The organism is Novosphingobium sp. SG754 (assembly GCF_013149315.1).
GTDB lineage: Bacteria > Pseudomonadota > Alphaproteobacteria > Sphingomonadales > Sphingomonadaceae > Novosphingobium > Novosphingobium capsulatum.
Map to the genome: position 1 here is coordinate 76820 of NZ_JABGCC010000005.1, position 14450 is coordinate 91269.

The window sequence follows — 14450 nt, forward strand, 5'->3', positions numbered from 1 at the left end:
TACCTAATGTCATTTTAGATAGCAAGGTACTTTAATAAGCAAAACATCGCGAGGCGCAGACTATGTCAGGCAAGCTGACGCGCTCCCCTGAAATGTGACCGCCCGATGGTAGAGTCCGACCACGAAGGAGTCGGACGGAATGAAGCGGAGCAGGTTCAGCGAGGAACAGATCATTGCGATCTTGAAGGAGCAGGAGGCTGGCATGGCTACAGCGGAGGTATGCCGGCGCCACGGGATTAGCTCGGCGACCTTCTATAAGTGGAAGGCGAAGTTCGGTGGCCTGGAGGTGTCCGAGGCGCGTCGCCTGCGGTCGCTCGAGGAAGAGAACGCCCGCCTGAAGAAGCTTCTGGCCGAGGCGATGCTCGACAACGCGGTACTGAAGGATCTGGCACCCAAAAAATGGTGACGCCCCGCGCCAAGCGGGAAGCCGTCGCCCATGCCCGTGAGCATCATGGGGTGAGCGAGCGTCGGGCGTGTTCACTGGTCGGCGTGAGCCGCAGGATGGTCCGGTATCAGCCGAACAGGCCAGACGACGCGCCTCTGCGGCAACGGTTGCGCGAATTGGCGGGAGGAACGCCGCCGGTTCGGTTATCGCCGCTTGGGCTATCTGCTGGCGCGGGAAGGCATGACGCCCAACCGAAGCTACTGCGGATCTACCGCGAGGAAGGGCTGCGGGCGAGACGTCGTAGCGGTCGCAAGCGGGCATTGGGCACACGGGCACCAATGGTGCTACCGGACGGACCGAACCAGCGATGGTCGCTCGACTTCGTCTCTGACAGTCTGGTCTGCGGCCGGCGCTTCCGTATCCTGTGCGTGGTCGATGACTACACCCGGGAATGCCTAGCGCTGGTGGCCGATACGTCGTTGTCAGACGCTCGGGTGGCCAGGGAACTGACCGGCCTGCTTGGGATGCGCGGCAAGCCGATGCACAACGGCTTCGTCGAGAGCTTCAACGGCCGCCTGCGCGACGAATGCCTCAACGAGACGCTGTTTACCTCACTGGCCCACGCCCGGTTCGTGCTTGCCGCTTGGCGGCATGACCTCAACACGGTCAGGCCCCACTCGAAACTGGGCGGGAAGACCCCCGCCGAGATCGCCGGCCAACGTGTCTGGGGGGCATCCCCCCAGACACGTTGGCATCCCATCAAACAATCATCATGAAGGAGCGAGACTCTACCTCTGATCGGTAACAATCAGGGGACCACGTCATACGCTTCTTGCAATCCTCCAACGCTTTGGCATTGCTCGCCCAAACGCTGGCCGCGTCCTGCAACGCCTGCCACCGCTGCGGATCATAAACCTGCAGCATGTGCCATCCTGCCGCCCAGCCATCGCGCTGGAGAAGGCTGGCCGCATGCTCCTCCGGCCAATGCCAGTCTTCTGGCACCGCCCGGTCAACGACCTCCGGGACAACCCAACCCAGCAGGAAGCCTGTCACCACTCCGATGGCCGCCGCAATACCCAGCCAGCGCAGTTGCTGGAGCCCCCTAAGGATGGATTGCACGATGTTGTTGATCGTGAGGACGGTGCGATCCAGATCGATCCGCGTAGCGCCGAAGTGCTGTCGTTCAACCTCACTGGCCTTGCCGCGATGCTTGTCGATGCGATCGACGAGGGCAACAAGGCAGCCGGTTGACGGCGAGCGGCAATACCATGCGGACTGGCAGACCTCCTCGGCATGGCCATCCCGAACGGCACGATGCGATGGGCGAGGCATGATAAGCAGGCGCTTACGACACCCTGAATAAGCAGGGCTGCAATGGCACTCCCGAACCTGATGGTGAAGATTGGCGATCTTCGCACCCGTTCAGGAGTTTACACATGACGATTGCCCTCCCGAAACCACCGCGCAACTGGGATCCAGTGGTCAAGCTGACCCACTGGAGCATCGTGGCGGCACTGCTGGCCAATGGCGTCTTCACCGAAGGCGGGTCGTGGCCGCATATCTGGGTCGGCTATGCGCTTGCGGGAATGCTGGCGCTCCGGCTGCTATGGGGAATAGTTGGACCACACGAAGCGCGCTTCTCGGCGTTTCCGCCCAGTTTGCGGCGGGCGATGGCCCATATTCGCGAGATCAGGGCTGGCCAGGTCCACGAACAACCGTCGCACAATCCGCTGGGCGCATTGATGGTCTATGCCATCTGGGGCACGCTTGGCCTTGTCATCGCCAGCGGCATCGCGATGGCCGGCCTGCCGCCCAAGGCGGCGACGCATCCAGATCATGCTGTCGAGCAAGCCGCATCACCTGACGAGGACGAGCGCGAAGGCGAGGAAAGCCCGCTGGCCGAGACGCACGAGACCGCCGTCAATCTGCTCTATGTGCTGATCGTCTTGCATCTGGGCGGGGTCATGTTTGAAACGCGGCGCTCCGGGCGCGGGCTGGTGCTGGCCATGCTGCCTGGTCGGCGGTAAACCAGCTCCATGCAAGGCACCGCCGGATCTCTGGCCAGATCACTCGAACGCAAAGCGCTGATCCTGACAGTGGTGCTCGGGTGTCAGGTGCTGGCGGCGATGTTCTTCGCGCTCGATGTGGCGGGTGACATCGCCGAAGCCGGGCTGGGCTGGCACCTGTCGATCGAATTGGGAGCGACGCTGGCGCTGGCGGCCGGCGTGGTAGTGGGCGCCATCCATGTGCGTTCGCTGATCGAACGGGCGCGACAGGATCAGGCGCTGCTCGCCGCTGCGCGCGGGGCAATGGGCGCCTTGATCCGTGCCCGTTTTGCCGAATGGCATTTGACTGCAGCCGAGGCCGATGTGGCGCTGTTCGCCATCAAGGGGCTCGATGTTGCCGAGATCGCGGGCCTGCGCGGGTCGGCGCAGGGAACCGTTAGAGCCCAGTTGACGCGAATCTACGCAAAGGCGGGCACCACATCGCAAACCGGTCTCATCGCGCTGTTCATGGACGAACTGATCGATCCCGCCACAGCGCTGGAAGGCCGGGGTGACCATGGCTGATATCGGCTTGCTCCACCACCTGCTGATCGCGTTGGGCATTGGCCTGCTGATCGGCGCGGAGCGGGAGCGGCGCAAAGCCCAGCGCCCGTCTTCAGCCGGGCTGCGCTCCTTCACGATTGCCAGTGTGATGGGTTGTGCCAGCGCGTTGACGCCGTGGGGTTGGATGAGTGGCGTCGTCCTCGCCTGCATCACCGCGCTGGCGCTGTTCAGCAACTGGCAGCGTCGCGCCTCTGCCGATCCCGGCATCACCACGGAAATCGCACTGATCGCCACGCCCCTGCTCGGCGCGCTTTCGGTCAGCGCACCCGATCTGGCTGGCGCTGCGGCGGTGCTCATCACCATCATTCTCGCGGCACGCGAACCATTGCATCGCTTTGTGGGGCAGATGGTGACGGCCGATGAAGTGGCAGACGTGCTGCTGATCGCGGGCGCAACGCTGATCGTTCTGCCTATGCTGCCTGATCGCCCGATGGGACCATTTGCCGCCCTCAACCCCCATGCCATCTGGCTGGTGGTCATCATGATCCTAGGCATCAATGCCGTAGGGCAAATCGCCACGCGGCTTCTCGGCGCACGATTGGGCGTGCCGATGCTGGGGCTGGTGTCGGGCTTCATTTCCAGCTCGGCCACGATCGGCGCGATGGGCGCCTGGGTGCGCGCCAATCCAGCCTCTCTGGCCGCCGGCGTGGCAGCAGCGGTGCTGTCGACGGTGGCCAATTATGTGCAGATGGCGATCGTCATCAACCTCACCGATCACCGCGCATTTCTGGCAACGGCCGCGCCCGTTGCCGCCGCCGGCTTGGCCGCCGCCGTGTCCGGCGGTTGGTTCATGCTGGCGGCATGGCGCGAAACGTCGGCAGAACCGCCCACGTTCAGCCGCTCGTTCAATGTTATGATCGCGCTGGTGTTTGCCGCGATGCTGGCGGGGATGTTGATCCTGGTAGTCGCGATGCAGGCATGGTTCGGGACCATGGGGATGGTTGCTGCCGCCGCCATCGGCGGCGTGCTCGACGTCCATGCGGCCGTTATTTCCATCGCCACGCTGGTGGGTGAGCGGGCAATCACGCCAGCCCAAGCCATCGTGCCGGTCCTGATCGCATGCACCACCAGCAGCGTCGCCAAGATGCTGTTTGCGGCCACGGCGGGAACGAAAGCCTTTGCAACACGGGTCATTCCCGCGCAGGCCGGCATTGTCGTTGCATCCTGGCTAGCAGGGCTCACAGCTTTGCAGATCCTTTAGAACCGCGATGATGGGCATCGGTGCGGGCAAAATGCCTGCGGTCCGATAGTCACCCGGCTTGCCGTGCCGTCGCCTCCAGCTGCGCGATGCGCTCGGAACAAATGGCATGGACCACACGACCGAGTTCCTCGACCTGCTCGCCAAGCTAGGCTAGTTCCTCTTCGGTGATCCTGTCGTGCTTGCTGTAGCGCGCCTTGACGTAGGCTTTTTTGAGCTTCTCTGACATCGCCCGCTGCTTGCGGTTGTCACTGGGCTAGACGTGGACCGGCCGGACGCCCAGCTGTTCGGCCTGGGTGCGCAGGAACGCGAGATTGCGAACGTGCGGGATGTAGAACGTTACCACTAGAAGGACTCAGTGGTATAAGCTTTCCGTCGCCTGATGCAGGGAAAAAGCTGCTTCTTTAAGGCGCTGTTTACCGATGTAGATTTGGTGCCCTCGTTGAACGCAACCGCGCCGGGCATCCACTCCTCAAAATACTCCTTCGCCATGGCCAGCGCGGCATGCGGCGTCTTCGGCTTGGGCTGGTGCAGTTCGGTATCCTCGCTCTGGTAAAGCGCGATGCCATTACGGGCCACGTCCATGAAGAAATAGCGCTCGTGGGCCAGCCCATCGTTCACCTCCTGCCCCCCGTCGCGGCGGGGCTACAGGGCCGTGACGCCCCCCGTCACCTCGGAGCCGAGGCAGACGCCGCCGCGCATCAACAGCGCGGCGACAATTGGAGGGGAGCCAGAGGCGGACCGACACGACCGGCCAAACCGGCCGGGCCCCGTGCCAGCGATCGTACCGGCCATGCCGACGAGACGGCAGCGCCGGCTCGGCTGGAGCGCAGCGGAAGGAGAGCGCGGTCAGGCCGAGACGGCCTGAGACTCAATCTGCACGAGCCTCAAAATTTCTTTTCTCACCCTGGCGTCACATCGGTGGCTCTGGCGTAATCAGGCGTAGACTCAGCGCATTGGCACCGCTTTCAGCACTCTTGACGCCGACCACAGACCGGCAAATCTCACAGCGAAGGAGCAAGAAAACTACCACAGCACAGGAAGACCAAGGCATGACCGACCGCCTCCGGACCGCATCCTGCGTCTGAATGCCGTGCTCGATCGCACTCGCCTGACTCGCGCTACTCTCTACCGCAAGATTCAGGCTGGCACGTTTCCCAGACAGGTGCGCATCGCCACCCGCTGCACCGGCTGGCGGGAAACCGCCATCCGTGAATGGATGCACAATCCCATGTTCTATGAGACAGGCGACGCTTCCTGACGCCCGCTTTGCAATTGCTGGTAGACGCCAAGCCGGTCAGTGATCTGCCAATGGCCAGTCAGGCGATCGTCCGCGTCAAACATGTAGACCGTCGCGCCAGACATGTGGATCGTATGGCCCGTGGCTGGATAGCCCGGCAGATCGGCCGCATGCGTGCCGCGCCACAGCCAGGTCATCACCACGCTGTTGCTATCGGCAAACAGCCCCTGGGTGGCAAAGCGCTGATCCGGAAAAGCCGCGCGCGACTGCCGCACACGGTCCTTGAAACCCGTGCGATCGAGCGTCTGGCCGTGCCACGGATCGCCGGGATCGTGGTGGATGGTGTAGACTTCGGCGATGTAGTCATCGGCCACATCCACCCGCCCTTCGTCCCAGACCGCTTGAATGAAGGCCGCGAGGCGCTGCTTGCGCAGGCCGCTGCGCATCATGCCGCGGCCTGCCCGCTGGCCAGCATCAGCGCGTGATCGCGAATATCCTGCGGCCAAGCCGCCATCCTGGCCGCGAACGCGTCGCCGTCGTCGGCAAACAGCGCGCGGATCGCCTCTTCATAGCCGGGCAGATCGCCTGCCAAGGCGGACAGGAACGTGTAGGCACGCTGCTGCGCGCTCTTGCGCTCGGTTCGCCCCTGATCAGCCCGCCGTGCTTCGTCGACCAGCCGGCGCAGCGCGCCCGAGGCACCGCCGGGCTGCTGCGCCAGCCACTCCCAATGACGTGGCAACAGCGTCACCTCGCGCGGCACGACTCCAAGCTTTGGCCGCCCGCGTCCGCGCGGCGGCCCTGCCTCGGCGCCGCCCGGCCGGGCCAGCCGCGCGACGATCTCTGCCGTGGTGCCGCGCAAGTCGAGATCGAGGACGCGACCAGTGGCATCGTCGAACACGAGGACAGCGCCGGATTCCTGGGTTTCGGCGGTCTTCACGGCCAAGGCCACGTCGATCAGTGCGCCTTGGGCCAGTTTGCGGAGGCCAGCAAAGGCGGTGCACTGCAGGGAGAGTTCATTCGTCATGCGCCTTTTATAGCCGGATAAATTTATTACACAATATACCCGGATATAATTGCATGCGCGGCCCAGCGGTCGTACAGGACGCGCGTATCAAGAAAGGCAGGACATGACAGAGACCACGCGCAAGGCGGCCGTCGCGGCCTACAAGGAGCGCAAGATCGCGGCAGGCATCTATGCCATCCGCTGCGTAGCAAGCGATGAGGTGTGGATCGGCAGCGCCCCGGACCTTTCCACCATCGAAAACCGCCTGTGGTTCACGCTGCGCCAGGGCGCCAATCCGCACCGCGCGCTGCAGGAAGCGTGGAACGCGCATGGCAGCGCCGCCTTTATCTTTTCCGTAATCGCGCATCTGCGCGACGAAGACGATCCTGGCTATCCACGCCGCACGGCGCTCAGGAACCTTCACCTGCACTGGCTGGAGCAGCTCGGCGGCGCGCGGATCTAGCGGCGCGTGCAGCGCCATCGGCAGCTGCTTGCGCGCGAAATTTGCCTGCTGAAGTTCGGTGAGGCAAGAAATGGCTGTTTTCAGTCATTTGGCGATTTCCTGAGCAACCCTGGGAGGGGTGCTGGTGCGGTCGAGAAGACTCGAACTTCCACGGGCTTTCGCCCACAACGACCTCAACGTTGCGCGTCTACCAATTCCGCCACGACCGCATATCGCATACGGGCTGGCCAAAGGCACATCCCGTCGGGGTAGGAGCGCGCCCCTAGCAGGGGTTTGGGGGGGCTGCAACAGGGCGGTTGCACTTTTTTATCCCCAGCCGGTCGTTGCTGCCCCGGCGTGCGGCCGGGGCCTGCATGCCTATTCCGGTTTCCAGCCGATTTCGGCTGAGCGCGCGCTCTTGGGAACGTCGGTCACCGCTTCGTTGATCGTCACGCTTTCGCCCGGGCGCAGCTTGTCCTTGGGCGGGGCGACGTCCCAGGTATAGACGATGCGGTTCTGCGCGTCGCGCAGCACGATCAGGATCGGCGGCACTTCGCGCAAGTCTTTGCCCACGTTGGTGACGGTGCCGCTGGCGCCGAAATAGGCGGTGCCGTTGCTCAAGGTGCGGCGGTCCTGCCGCGCGGGCGGAAACGAAAGGACCAGATCGGGGCGGCCGTTGCCGAATGTGGGCCGGTTGACCGGCAACCAATCGGGCAGGCCCAGCCACGAGACCAGGCCGATCATCGCCGCCACGGCCAGAGCAAAGGTAATGCCCGCGGCCGTCCACAGCCGCGCCGGGTTGCGGCGCGGGCGGAACGGGGGCTGGTGTTCGAAGCTCGATACCGGCGAGACGTATTCGGCCGTGGGGGCCTGCGCGCGGGGCGGCTCTGCCCGTGGGGCGGGCGCCGGGGGCGCTTCCTCTACCGCAACCGGCGCGGCCGACTGCACTGGCGCGGCGGGCGGTGGCGCGGGAGCCAGCGGGGGAGTTGGCGCCGGTTCGGAAGCGGCAGTTTCAGGCGGCGTGGCTTGCTCCGACGGGCGCGGCGGGAGTTCGGGGCCGGCCTGGAACCAGCTGTGCCGGCACTTGGCACAGCGCACGGTACGGCCGTCCACGCCGATCGCACTGTCGGGGACGACATAGCGCGTCGCACAGGCGGGACAGGCGATTATCATAAAACGGTCTAAGCATGCCGAGAGGGGCTGAAACAATAGGGTGCAAGGGGGCAAATCGCCCATGCGCCCTTTTTTCCACATGCATTGACGCGTATAGGCGCCCTTGCCATCGCGCGACGCACCAAACCGCCCATGCGGGACATTGCCAAACGGCCCCCGCGCCGACATGGTAGGCGGGCATGGCGCACGACCAAACACGCGAACGGGGCCCGATCTTTCTGCCATGAACCAAGCCGCCGCCGAGATTGTCCAGTTCGACAATGTCGGGCTGCGGTATGGCGCCGGCCGCGAAGTGCTGGCCGATGTCTCGTTCACGCTCTATCCCGGCTGCTTCTACTTTCTCACCGGCGCCAGCGGCGCGGGCAAGACCAGCCTGCTCAAGCTGCTCTATCTGGCGCAGCGCCCCTCGCGCGGGTTGATCCGCATGTTCGGCACCGATGCCATCACCCTGCCGCGCGAACGCCTGCCCGGCTTTCGCCGCCGCATCGGCGTGGTCTTCCAGGATTTCCGCCTGGTCCCGCACCTTTCGGCGTGGGACAACGTGGCCCTGCCGCTGCGCGTGGCCGGACAAAGCGAAAAGGACATCGCCAAGCCGGTTTCCGACATGCTCGAATGGGTCGGGCTGGGCGACCGGTTCCAGGCGCGCCCCGCCACGCTTTCGGGCGGAGAACAGCAGCGCGTGGCGATCGCCCGCGCCGTCATCGCCCGTCCCGATATCCTGGTGGCCGACGAGCCGACCGGCAACGTCGACCCGGAAATGGCGATCAAGCTGCTGCGCCTGTTCGAAAGCCTCAACCGCCTGGGCACTACGGTGGTGGTCGCGACGCACGACCTGCACCTGATCCGCAAGGTGCCCGATTCGCTGATCATGCGGCTGGACAAGGGCAAGCTGGCCGATCCCACCGGCGCGCTGCGCTATCCCCCGCGCCGTCCGGTCGACACAGGCGGCAATGGCGATGGCCCGATGGGCGATGGTGGCCTGCCATGAAACGGCATACCTCATGAAGCGTTTGGCCAGCGCCCTGCCCCGCACGCTGCGCGCCCTGGGTGGCGAAGGCGAATCCCGCCTGCTGCCCGAGGCGCGCCTGTCGGGCCCGATGCCGTGGGTGATCGCGATCATGATCGCGCTGACCGTGGTGGCCGCGGCCAGCGCGCTGGCGCTGCGCCATGCCGCGCAGGCGGCCAGCGCCGATCTGGAAGGCGGGGTGACGGTGCAGATCGTCTCGGCCGCGCCCGCCCAGCGCCAGCGCCAGGCCGATGCGGCGCTGGCGGTGCTGCGCCACGCTCCCGGCGTGATCAGTGCCACGGCCGTGCCGCAGGACCAGCTCGATGCCTTGGTCGAACCCTGGCTGGGTACCCGTGCGGGCGACGATCTGGACGATCTGCCGATCCCGGCACTGATCGACGTGCGCCTGGCCGGCACGGCCACGCCGGCGCGGCTCGATCTGCTGCGCAAGGCCTTGGCCGCCACGGCCCCGGCGGCGCGGATCGATGCGCAGTCAAGCTGGCTGGCACCGGTGTTCCGCGCCATTGGTGCCTTGCAATGGGCGGCCGGCGGCCTGATCGCGCTGTTCGCCTTTGCCACGGTTTCCGCCGTGCTGCTGGCGTCGCGCAATGCGCTGGGCACCCATCGCGAAACGATCGAGATCGTCCATATGCTGGGCGCCACCGACGTGCAGATCGCGCGGGTGTTCCAGCGTTCCATGGCGACGGACGCAGCGATGGGCGGCCTGGTTGGCCTGCTTGCCGGCGTCGTTACCGTGCTGGGCCTGGCGCGCCAGTTTGCCGCGCTGGGTTCGGGCATGGTCGCGCAAGGCTCGCTCGCCTGGACCGACTGGGTCGCGCTGGCCGGTATTCCCATCGCCGGCGTGCTGCTGGTGATGCTGACAGCCCGACTTACCGTTCTTGCCGCCTTGCGGCGCATGGTATGATCGCGTGACCGTCCCCATATTGCACCCCATAACGCCCAAGCCATGCAGCAGTCCCCGCCCATGACCACACCGCACGCCGGCACGCGCCGCACGATCGTGAGAAAGCCCTGCGGCATGCGAAAGCCGTGGGCATGAGAAAGCCGCCGGGCCTGTTTCGCCGCCTGGGTTCGGCGCTGATCCTGCTGTGGATGCTGGGTTTCCTGTGGTTTGCGTGGTTCCTGCCGCAGCCGGCGCCCGATGGCACGCGCACCGATGGCATCGTGGTGCTGACCGGTGGCGGCGGCCGCATTCCTCGTGCCTTGGCCATGCTGCAGGCCGGCAAGGCGCAGACCCTGCTGGTCAGCGGTGTCGATCGCCAGGTCCGGCCGGCCGAATTTGCCGCCGAATACAAGGTCGATCCCGCGCGACTCGATTGCTGCATCACGCTGGGCTTTGATTCGGTCGATACCCGCTCCAACGCGCACGAGGCCGCCGCCTGGATCGCCCGGCACAAGATCCATTCGGTGCGCCTGGTCACCACCGACTGGCACATGCGCCGCGCCACGTTCGATCTGTGGGTCGTGGCGCCCAAGGGCCTGGTGATCGTGCGCGATGCCGTGCCCTCGCGCCCCAGCCTCAAGATCCTGTTCCTGGAATACAACAAGCTGCTGGCCCGCATGGTGGCGTGGCTGGCAGGATGGTGACAAGCGCCGTGGAAGACCGTTCCCCTACACTTGCCGAAATCGTGCGCAGCCTGGTGTTCTATGCCGTGTTCTATGGCTTTACCGTGCTGCTGCTGCTGGTTCTGGCGATCGTGCTGATCGTGGCGCCGCGCGGCGTCTTTGCCATGGTTCAGGCGTGGACCGGCGTGCACCGCGCGCTGGTGCGCCATGTGCTGGGCATCCGTGTGGAAGTGGTGGGCACGCCGCCGCAGGAAGGCGTGTTCTATGCCCTGCGCCATGAAAGCTTTTTCGAGGCGATCGACCTGCCGCAAGTGCTGCACCGCCCCTGCATCTTTGCCAAGATCGAGCTGATGCGCATTCCCGTGTGGGGCCGCGCCGGCTGGGCCTATGGCCTGATCGGGGTGGAGCGCGAGGCCGGCGCCAAGACGCTGCGTGCCATGCTGACCCATGCCCGTGCCCGCCTGGCCGAAGGGCGCCCCCTGGCGATCTTTCCCGAAGGTACGCGCGTGCCGGTGGGGCAGCGCTATCCGCTGCAATCGGGTTTTGCCGGGATATACAAGTTGTTGTCACTACCGGTGGTTCCGGTGGCGGTGCATAGCGGCGCCCTGTATCACCGCGTGTGGAAGCGACGCGGCACCATTCGCTATGTCATTGGCGAAACCATTCCCCCCGGCCTGCCGCGTGAAGAGATCGAGGCCCGTGTGCTTGATGCCATCACCGCTCCCACTGCCTGACCGCCGCCGCGCATGACCGTGCCACCCGCGCCAGAGCCATTCCCGCCCGAACCGTCAGCGTCGGAAACAGCGCACAAGCCGCTGCTGACCGCCTTGGGCCCTGGCCTGATCACTGGCGCGGCCGATGACGATCCCAGCGGCATCGGCACCTATAGCCAGGTGGGCGCGCAGTTTGGCCACACGCTGACCTGGACCATGCTGTTCAGCTATCCGCTGATGGCCGCAATCCAGGAAATCTGCGCACGGATCGGCGCCACCACCGGGCGCGGCATTGCCGACAACGTGCGGCGCCACTACCCGCGCTGGCTGCTGCCGGGCGTGATCGGCCTGCTGGTGGTGGCCAACGTGATCAACCTGGGGGCAGACCTGGGCGCGATGGCTGCGGCGCTGCACCTGCTGCTGCCGGGGCCGCTGCCGCTCTATACCCTCGGCTTTGCCGTGATCAGCGTTCTGGCCGAAGTGTTCGTGCCCTATGCCCGCTATGCCGGCTGGCTCAAATGGACCACGCTGTCGCTGTTTGCCTATATCGCGGTGCTGATCGTCACGCCGATGGACTGGGGTGACGCGCTCTATCACGTGGTCGTGCCGACGGTGCAGCTTGACCATGCGTTCCTGTCAGGGCTGGTGGCCCTGCTGGGCACCACGATCAGCCCATACCTGTTTTTCTGGCAGGCCGGGCAAGAGGTGGAAGAATTGCGCCGCCGCCAGGCGCGGCCGCTGCACGATGCCCCGCGCCGGGCCGCGCCGGAATTGCGCCGTATTCGCGCCGATACGCTGGTGGGCATGGGCTTTTCCAATGTTACCGCGCTGGCCATCATCGTGGCGACCGCCGCCACGCTCAACGCCCATGGCATTACCGACATTACCTCGGCCGATCAGGCGGCCATGGCGCTTCGGCCGTTTGCCGGCGATCTGGCCTTTGCACTGTTCGCGCTGGGCATCATCGGCACCGGGCTGCTGGCGGTGCCGGTGCTGGCCGGCTCTGCCGCCTATGCGCTGAGCGAGGCCTTGCGCTGGAACGAAGGGCTCGACCGCGCCCCGCGTGAAGCACGGGCCTTTTACGTCGCGATTGCGCTTGCCACCTTTGCCGGCCTTGGCATCAACATGGTGGGCATCAACCCGATGCGGGCGCTCTATTGGACGGCAGTGATCAATGGCTTGCTCGCCCCGCCGCTGATGGTGGTAACGATGCTGATCGCCCGCAACCCGCGCGCCATGGGTCACCTGGTCATCTCGCGCCGGCTGGCGGCCGTGGGCTGGCTGGCCACCGTGGCGATGACGGTGGTGGCCGTCCTGTTCCTGTTTGCGTGAAAGACCTGCGATGAACAGCCCGCCCCCGCGCATCCTGTCCATCGCCGGTTCGGATTCCGGCGGCGGCGCCGGAATTCAGGCCGATATCAAGACGATCACCATGCTGGGCGGCTTTGCCATGACGGCGATCTGCGCGCTGACCGCGCAGAACACGCTGGGCGTCAGCGCCGTGGCCGCGACCACGCCCGAGATGGTCGCCGCGCAGATCGATGCCTGCGTCAGCGATATCGGCGTGGACGCGGTCAAGATCGGCATGCTCGGCTCACCACAGATCGCGGCGGTGGTGGCGGATCGGCTGGAAGGGCTGGGCGTGCCGGTGGTGTTCGATCCGGTGATGATCGCCACCAGCGGCGCGGCGCTGGCCGATGCCGCCACGATCGCCGCGTTCGAACGCCTGATGGCGCTCGCCACGCTCACCACGCCCAATGTGCCGGAACTGGCCGCGCTGGGCGGTGACGCCGCCATGGCGGCGCGGGGCATTGCCTATCTGGCCAAGGGCGGCGATGCCGATGGGCCAGTGGTGGAAGACCGCCTGGTCATTCCCGGCCAGCCGCCGCGCCTGTGGCAAGCGCCGCGCATTGCCACGCGCCACAGCCACGGCACGGGCTGCACCCTGTCGAGCGCGATCGCCACCGAACTGGGGCGCGGGGCCAGCCTGGAACAGGCGGTGGACCGCGCCCGCGCCTTTGTCCGCGCGGCGCTGCTGGCCGCACCCGGGCTTGGCGCCGGGCACGGCCCGATGGGCCATCACGCGGTGCGGGTTTAGGTTACTCGCAACCGCAGTCGAGATCGTAGAACTTGACGATCTCGTTCCAGGCTTCCTCGGCGGTTTCCACCGGCTTGAACAGGTCGAGATCCTCGAAGTTGATCACGCCTTCCTCGGCAATGGCGCGGAAGTTGATCACCTTGTTCCAGTAATCCGCGCCGAACAGCAGCACGGGGATCGGCTTCATCTTGCCGGTCTGGATCAGGGTAAGCAGTTCGAAGAATTCGTCGAACGTGCCAAAGCCGCCGGGGAATACCGCCACGGCGCGCGCGCGCATCAGGAAGTGCATCTTGCGCAGCGCGAAATAGTGGAACTGGAACGAGAGGTGCGGCGTCACATAGGGGTTGGGCGCCTGTTCGTGCGGCAGCACGATGTTGAGACCGATCGAATCCGCGCCCACGTCCACCGCGCCGCGGTTGGCCGCTTCCATGATCGACGGGCCCCCGCCCGAGCAGACCACGAACTGGCGCTTGCCTTCTTCCACGACGCCGCAGGTCGAAGCGTAGCGCGCCAGCTTGCGCGCCTCTTCATAATACTTGGCCTTGCTGGCCAAGCGCTCGACCACGGCCTTGCGTTCGGGCGTGGTGGCCGTCGCCAGCGCGGCATCGACCGCTTCGGGCGCGGGAATGCGGGCCGAGCCATAGATCACCAGGGTAGAGCCGATATCGGCCTCTTCCAGCAGCATTTCTGCCTTGAGCAGTTCCAGCTGAAAGCGCACCGGGCGCAGTTCCTCGCGCAACAGGAAGTCGGTATCGCCAAACGCGAGGCGATAGGCCGGGTCCTGCTGCTGGGGGGTGGTCTTGGGGTGGCTTTGCGCGAACCCGGCTTCCTGCTCGGCCTTGTAGAACTTACGATTGACGAGCTGGTTGTTGATTTCTTCTTCGGTCATTTGCCGCAAAGTGGGCGTGCGCGGCGTGGTTGGCAAGCCCATCCGCGTTTGTTTCGGTGGGTTGCTTGGGCCCCTGGAAACCACGTTCGGGCAAACCATGTTCTGGC

16 protein-coding genes, 1 tRNA gene and 2 pseudogenes are annotated in these 14450 nt (G+C 65.7%); 12 read left to right on the plus strand and 7 right to left on the minus strand.

All coding sequences use genetic code 11. From position 1 onward, the window contains the following. The first annotated feature begins 139 nt into the window (after nucleotides 1-139). Nucleotides 140-1161, plus strand: a pseudogene (locus tag FHW97_RS13485) (IS3 family transposase). Here FHW97_RS13485 and FHW97_RS13490 read toward each other — a convergent pair. Next, the gene (locus FHW97_RS13490) at nucleotides 1145-1717 is read right to left on the minus strand and encodes a DUF6118 family protein (RefSeq protein ID WP_168353250.1); all 573 of its coding nucleotides are present in this window, start codon (nucleotides 1715-1717) and stop codon (nucleotides 1145-1147) included. The pseudogene FHW97_RS13485 and the gene FHW97_RS13490 overlap by 17 nt on opposite strands. A 104-nt stretch (nucleotides 1718-1821) precedes the next feature. Between FHW97_RS13490 and FHW97_RS13495 the strand changes: the two genes are divergently transcribed. Genes FHW97_RS13495 through FHW97_RS13505 form a run of 3 tightly spaced genes read left to right on the plus strand, consistent with a single transcriptional unit; the run spans nucleotide 1822 to nucleotide 4195 of the window. Continuing rightward, on the plus strand, nucleotides 1822-2412 hold the full coding sequence (locus tag FHW97_RS13495) for a cytochrome b/b6 domain-containing protein (protein WP_168353249.1): 591 nt from the start codon (nucleotides 1822-1824) through the stop codon (nucleotides 2410-2412). A gap of 9 nt (nucleotides 2413-2421) precedes the next feature. Beyond that, nucleotides 2422-2955, plus strand: coding sequence for a LuxR family transcriptional regulator (locus FHW97_RS13500; RefSeq protein ID WP_022674806.1), 534 nt, complete (start codon nucleotides 2422-2424; stop codon nucleotides 2953-2955). Next, nucleotides 2948-4195, plus strand: a complete 1248-nt coding sequence (locus FHW97_RS13505; RefSeq protein WP_253941784.1) for a DUF4010 domain-containing protein — start codon at nucleotides 2948-2950, stop codon at nucleotides 4193-4195. The genes FHW97_RS13500 and FHW97_RS13505 overlap by 8 nt, the downstream gene beginning before the upstream one ends. Before the next feature lie 49 nt (nucleotides 4196-4244). Here FHW97_RS13505 and FHW97_RS13510 read toward each other — a convergent pair. After that, a pseudogene (locus tag FHW97_RS13510) lies at nucleotides 4245-4819 on the minus strand (HEPN domain-containing protein); the annotation flags it as partial. Between the two features lie 448 nt (nucleotides 4820-5267). Between FHW97_RS13510 and FHW97_RS13515 the strand changes: the two are divergent. Beyond that, nucleotides 5268-5453, plus strand: coding sequence for an AlpA family transcriptional regulator (locus tag FHW97_RS13515; protein ID WP_082208960.1), 186 nt, complete (start codon nucleotides 5268-5270; stop codon nucleotides 5451-5453). Here FHW97_RS13515 and FHW97_RS13520 read toward each other — a convergent pair. After that, nucleotides 5429-5881 carry an ester cyclase gene (locus tag FHW97_RS13520; protein WP_168353248.1) on the minus strand — a complete coding sequence of 151 codons (453 nt, stop codon included), beginning with the start codon at nucleotides 5879-5881 and terminating at the stop codon, nucleotides 5429-5431. The genes FHW97_RS13515 and FHW97_RS13520 overlap by 25 nt on opposite strands. After that, nucleotides 5878-6456: a DUF2239 family protein gene (locus FHW97_RS13525; RefSeq protein ID WP_168353247.1), complete on the minus strand. Its 579-nt coding sequence runs from the start codon at nucleotides 6454-6456 to the stop codon at nucleotides 5878-5880. Before FHW97_RS13525 ends, FHW97_RS13520 begins: the two co-directional genes overlap by 4 nt. Nucleotides 6457-6559: 103 nt before the next feature. On the opposite strand from FHW97_RS13525, the gene FHW97_RS13530 reads away from it, so the two are divergent. Then, nucleotides 6560-6898, plus strand: a complete 339-nt coding sequence (locus FHW97_RS13530) for a GIY-YIG nuclease family protein (RefSeq protein WP_168353246.1) — start codon at nucleotides 6560-6562, stop codon at nucleotides 6896-6898. 122 nt (nucleotides 6899-7020) lie between these two features. Here the strand turns inward: FHW97_RS13530 and FHW97_RS13535 are convergent. Further along, nucleotides 7021-7107 (minus strand) — tRNA-Leu (locus FHW97_RS13535). A gap of 148 nt (nucleotides 7108-7255) precedes the next feature. After that, nucleotides 7256-8050, minus strand: a complete 795-nt coding sequence (locus FHW97_RS13540; protein ID WP_168353245.1) for an MJ0042-type zinc finger domain-containing protein — start codon at nucleotides 8048-8050, stop codon at nucleotides 7256-7258. A 223-nt stretch (nucleotides 8051-8273) separates the two neighbouring features. Here FHW97_RS13540 and ftsE point away from each other — a divergent pair, with 223 nt between their 5' ends. From ftsE to thiD, 6 genes are all read left to right on the plus strand, one after another. Next, nucleotides 8274-9038 carry a cell division ATP-binding protein FtsE gene (ftsE, locus tag FHW97_RS13545; protein ID WP_022675169.1) on the plus strand — a complete coding sequence of 255 codons (765 nt, stop codon included), beginning with the start codon at nucleotides 8274-8276 and terminating at the stop codon, nucleotides 9036-9038. Between the two features lie 13 nt (nucleotides 9039-9051). Further along, nucleotides 9052-9981: an ABC transporter permease gene (locus FHW97_RS13550; RefSeq protein ID WP_054131889.1), complete on the plus strand. Its 930-nt coding sequence runs from the start codon at nucleotides 9052-9054 to the stop codon at nucleotides 9979-9981. A 131-nt stretch (nucleotides 9982-10112) separates the two neighbouring features. Beyond that, on the plus strand, nucleotides 10113-10664 hold the full coding sequence (locus FHW97_RS13555; RefSeq protein ID WP_107718657.1) for a YdcF family protein: 552 nt from the start codon (nucleotides 10113-10115) through the stop codon (nucleotides 10662-10664). 8 nt (nucleotides 10665-10672) lie between these two features. Continuing rightward, on the plus strand, nucleotides 10673-11377 hold the full coding sequence (locus tag FHW97_RS13560; protein WP_370525407.1) for a lysophospholipid acyltransferase family protein: 705 nt from the start codon (nucleotides 10673-10675) through the stop codon (nucleotides 11375-11377). Nucleotides 11378-11389: 12 nt separating this feature from the next. Further along, entirely contained in the window at nucleotides 11390-12688 is a 1299-nt protein-coding gene (locus FHW97_RS13565) for an NRAMP family divalent metal transporter (protein ID WP_168353243.1), read from the plus strand. Nucleotides 12689-12698: 10 nt separating this feature from the next. After that, on the plus strand, nucleotides 12699-13454 hold the full coding sequence (gene thiD / locus FHW97_RS13570) for a bifunctional hydroxymethylpyrimidine kinase/phosphomethylpyrimidine kinase (protein WP_168353242.1): 756 nt from the start codon (nucleotides 12699-12701) through the stop codon (nucleotides 13452-13454). Between the two features lies 1 nt (nucleotide 13455). Here the strand turns inward: thiD and FHW97_RS13575 are convergent, their stop codons facing one another. Further along, nucleotides 13456-14343 carry a TIGR00730 family Rossman fold protein gene (locus FHW97_RS13575; RefSeq protein ID WP_022674483.1) on the minus strand — a complete coding sequence of 296 codons (888 nt, stop codon included), beginning with the start codon at nucleotides 14341-14343 and terminating at the stop codon, nucleotides 13456-13458. Nucleotides 14344-14450 lie beyond the last annotated feature (107 nt).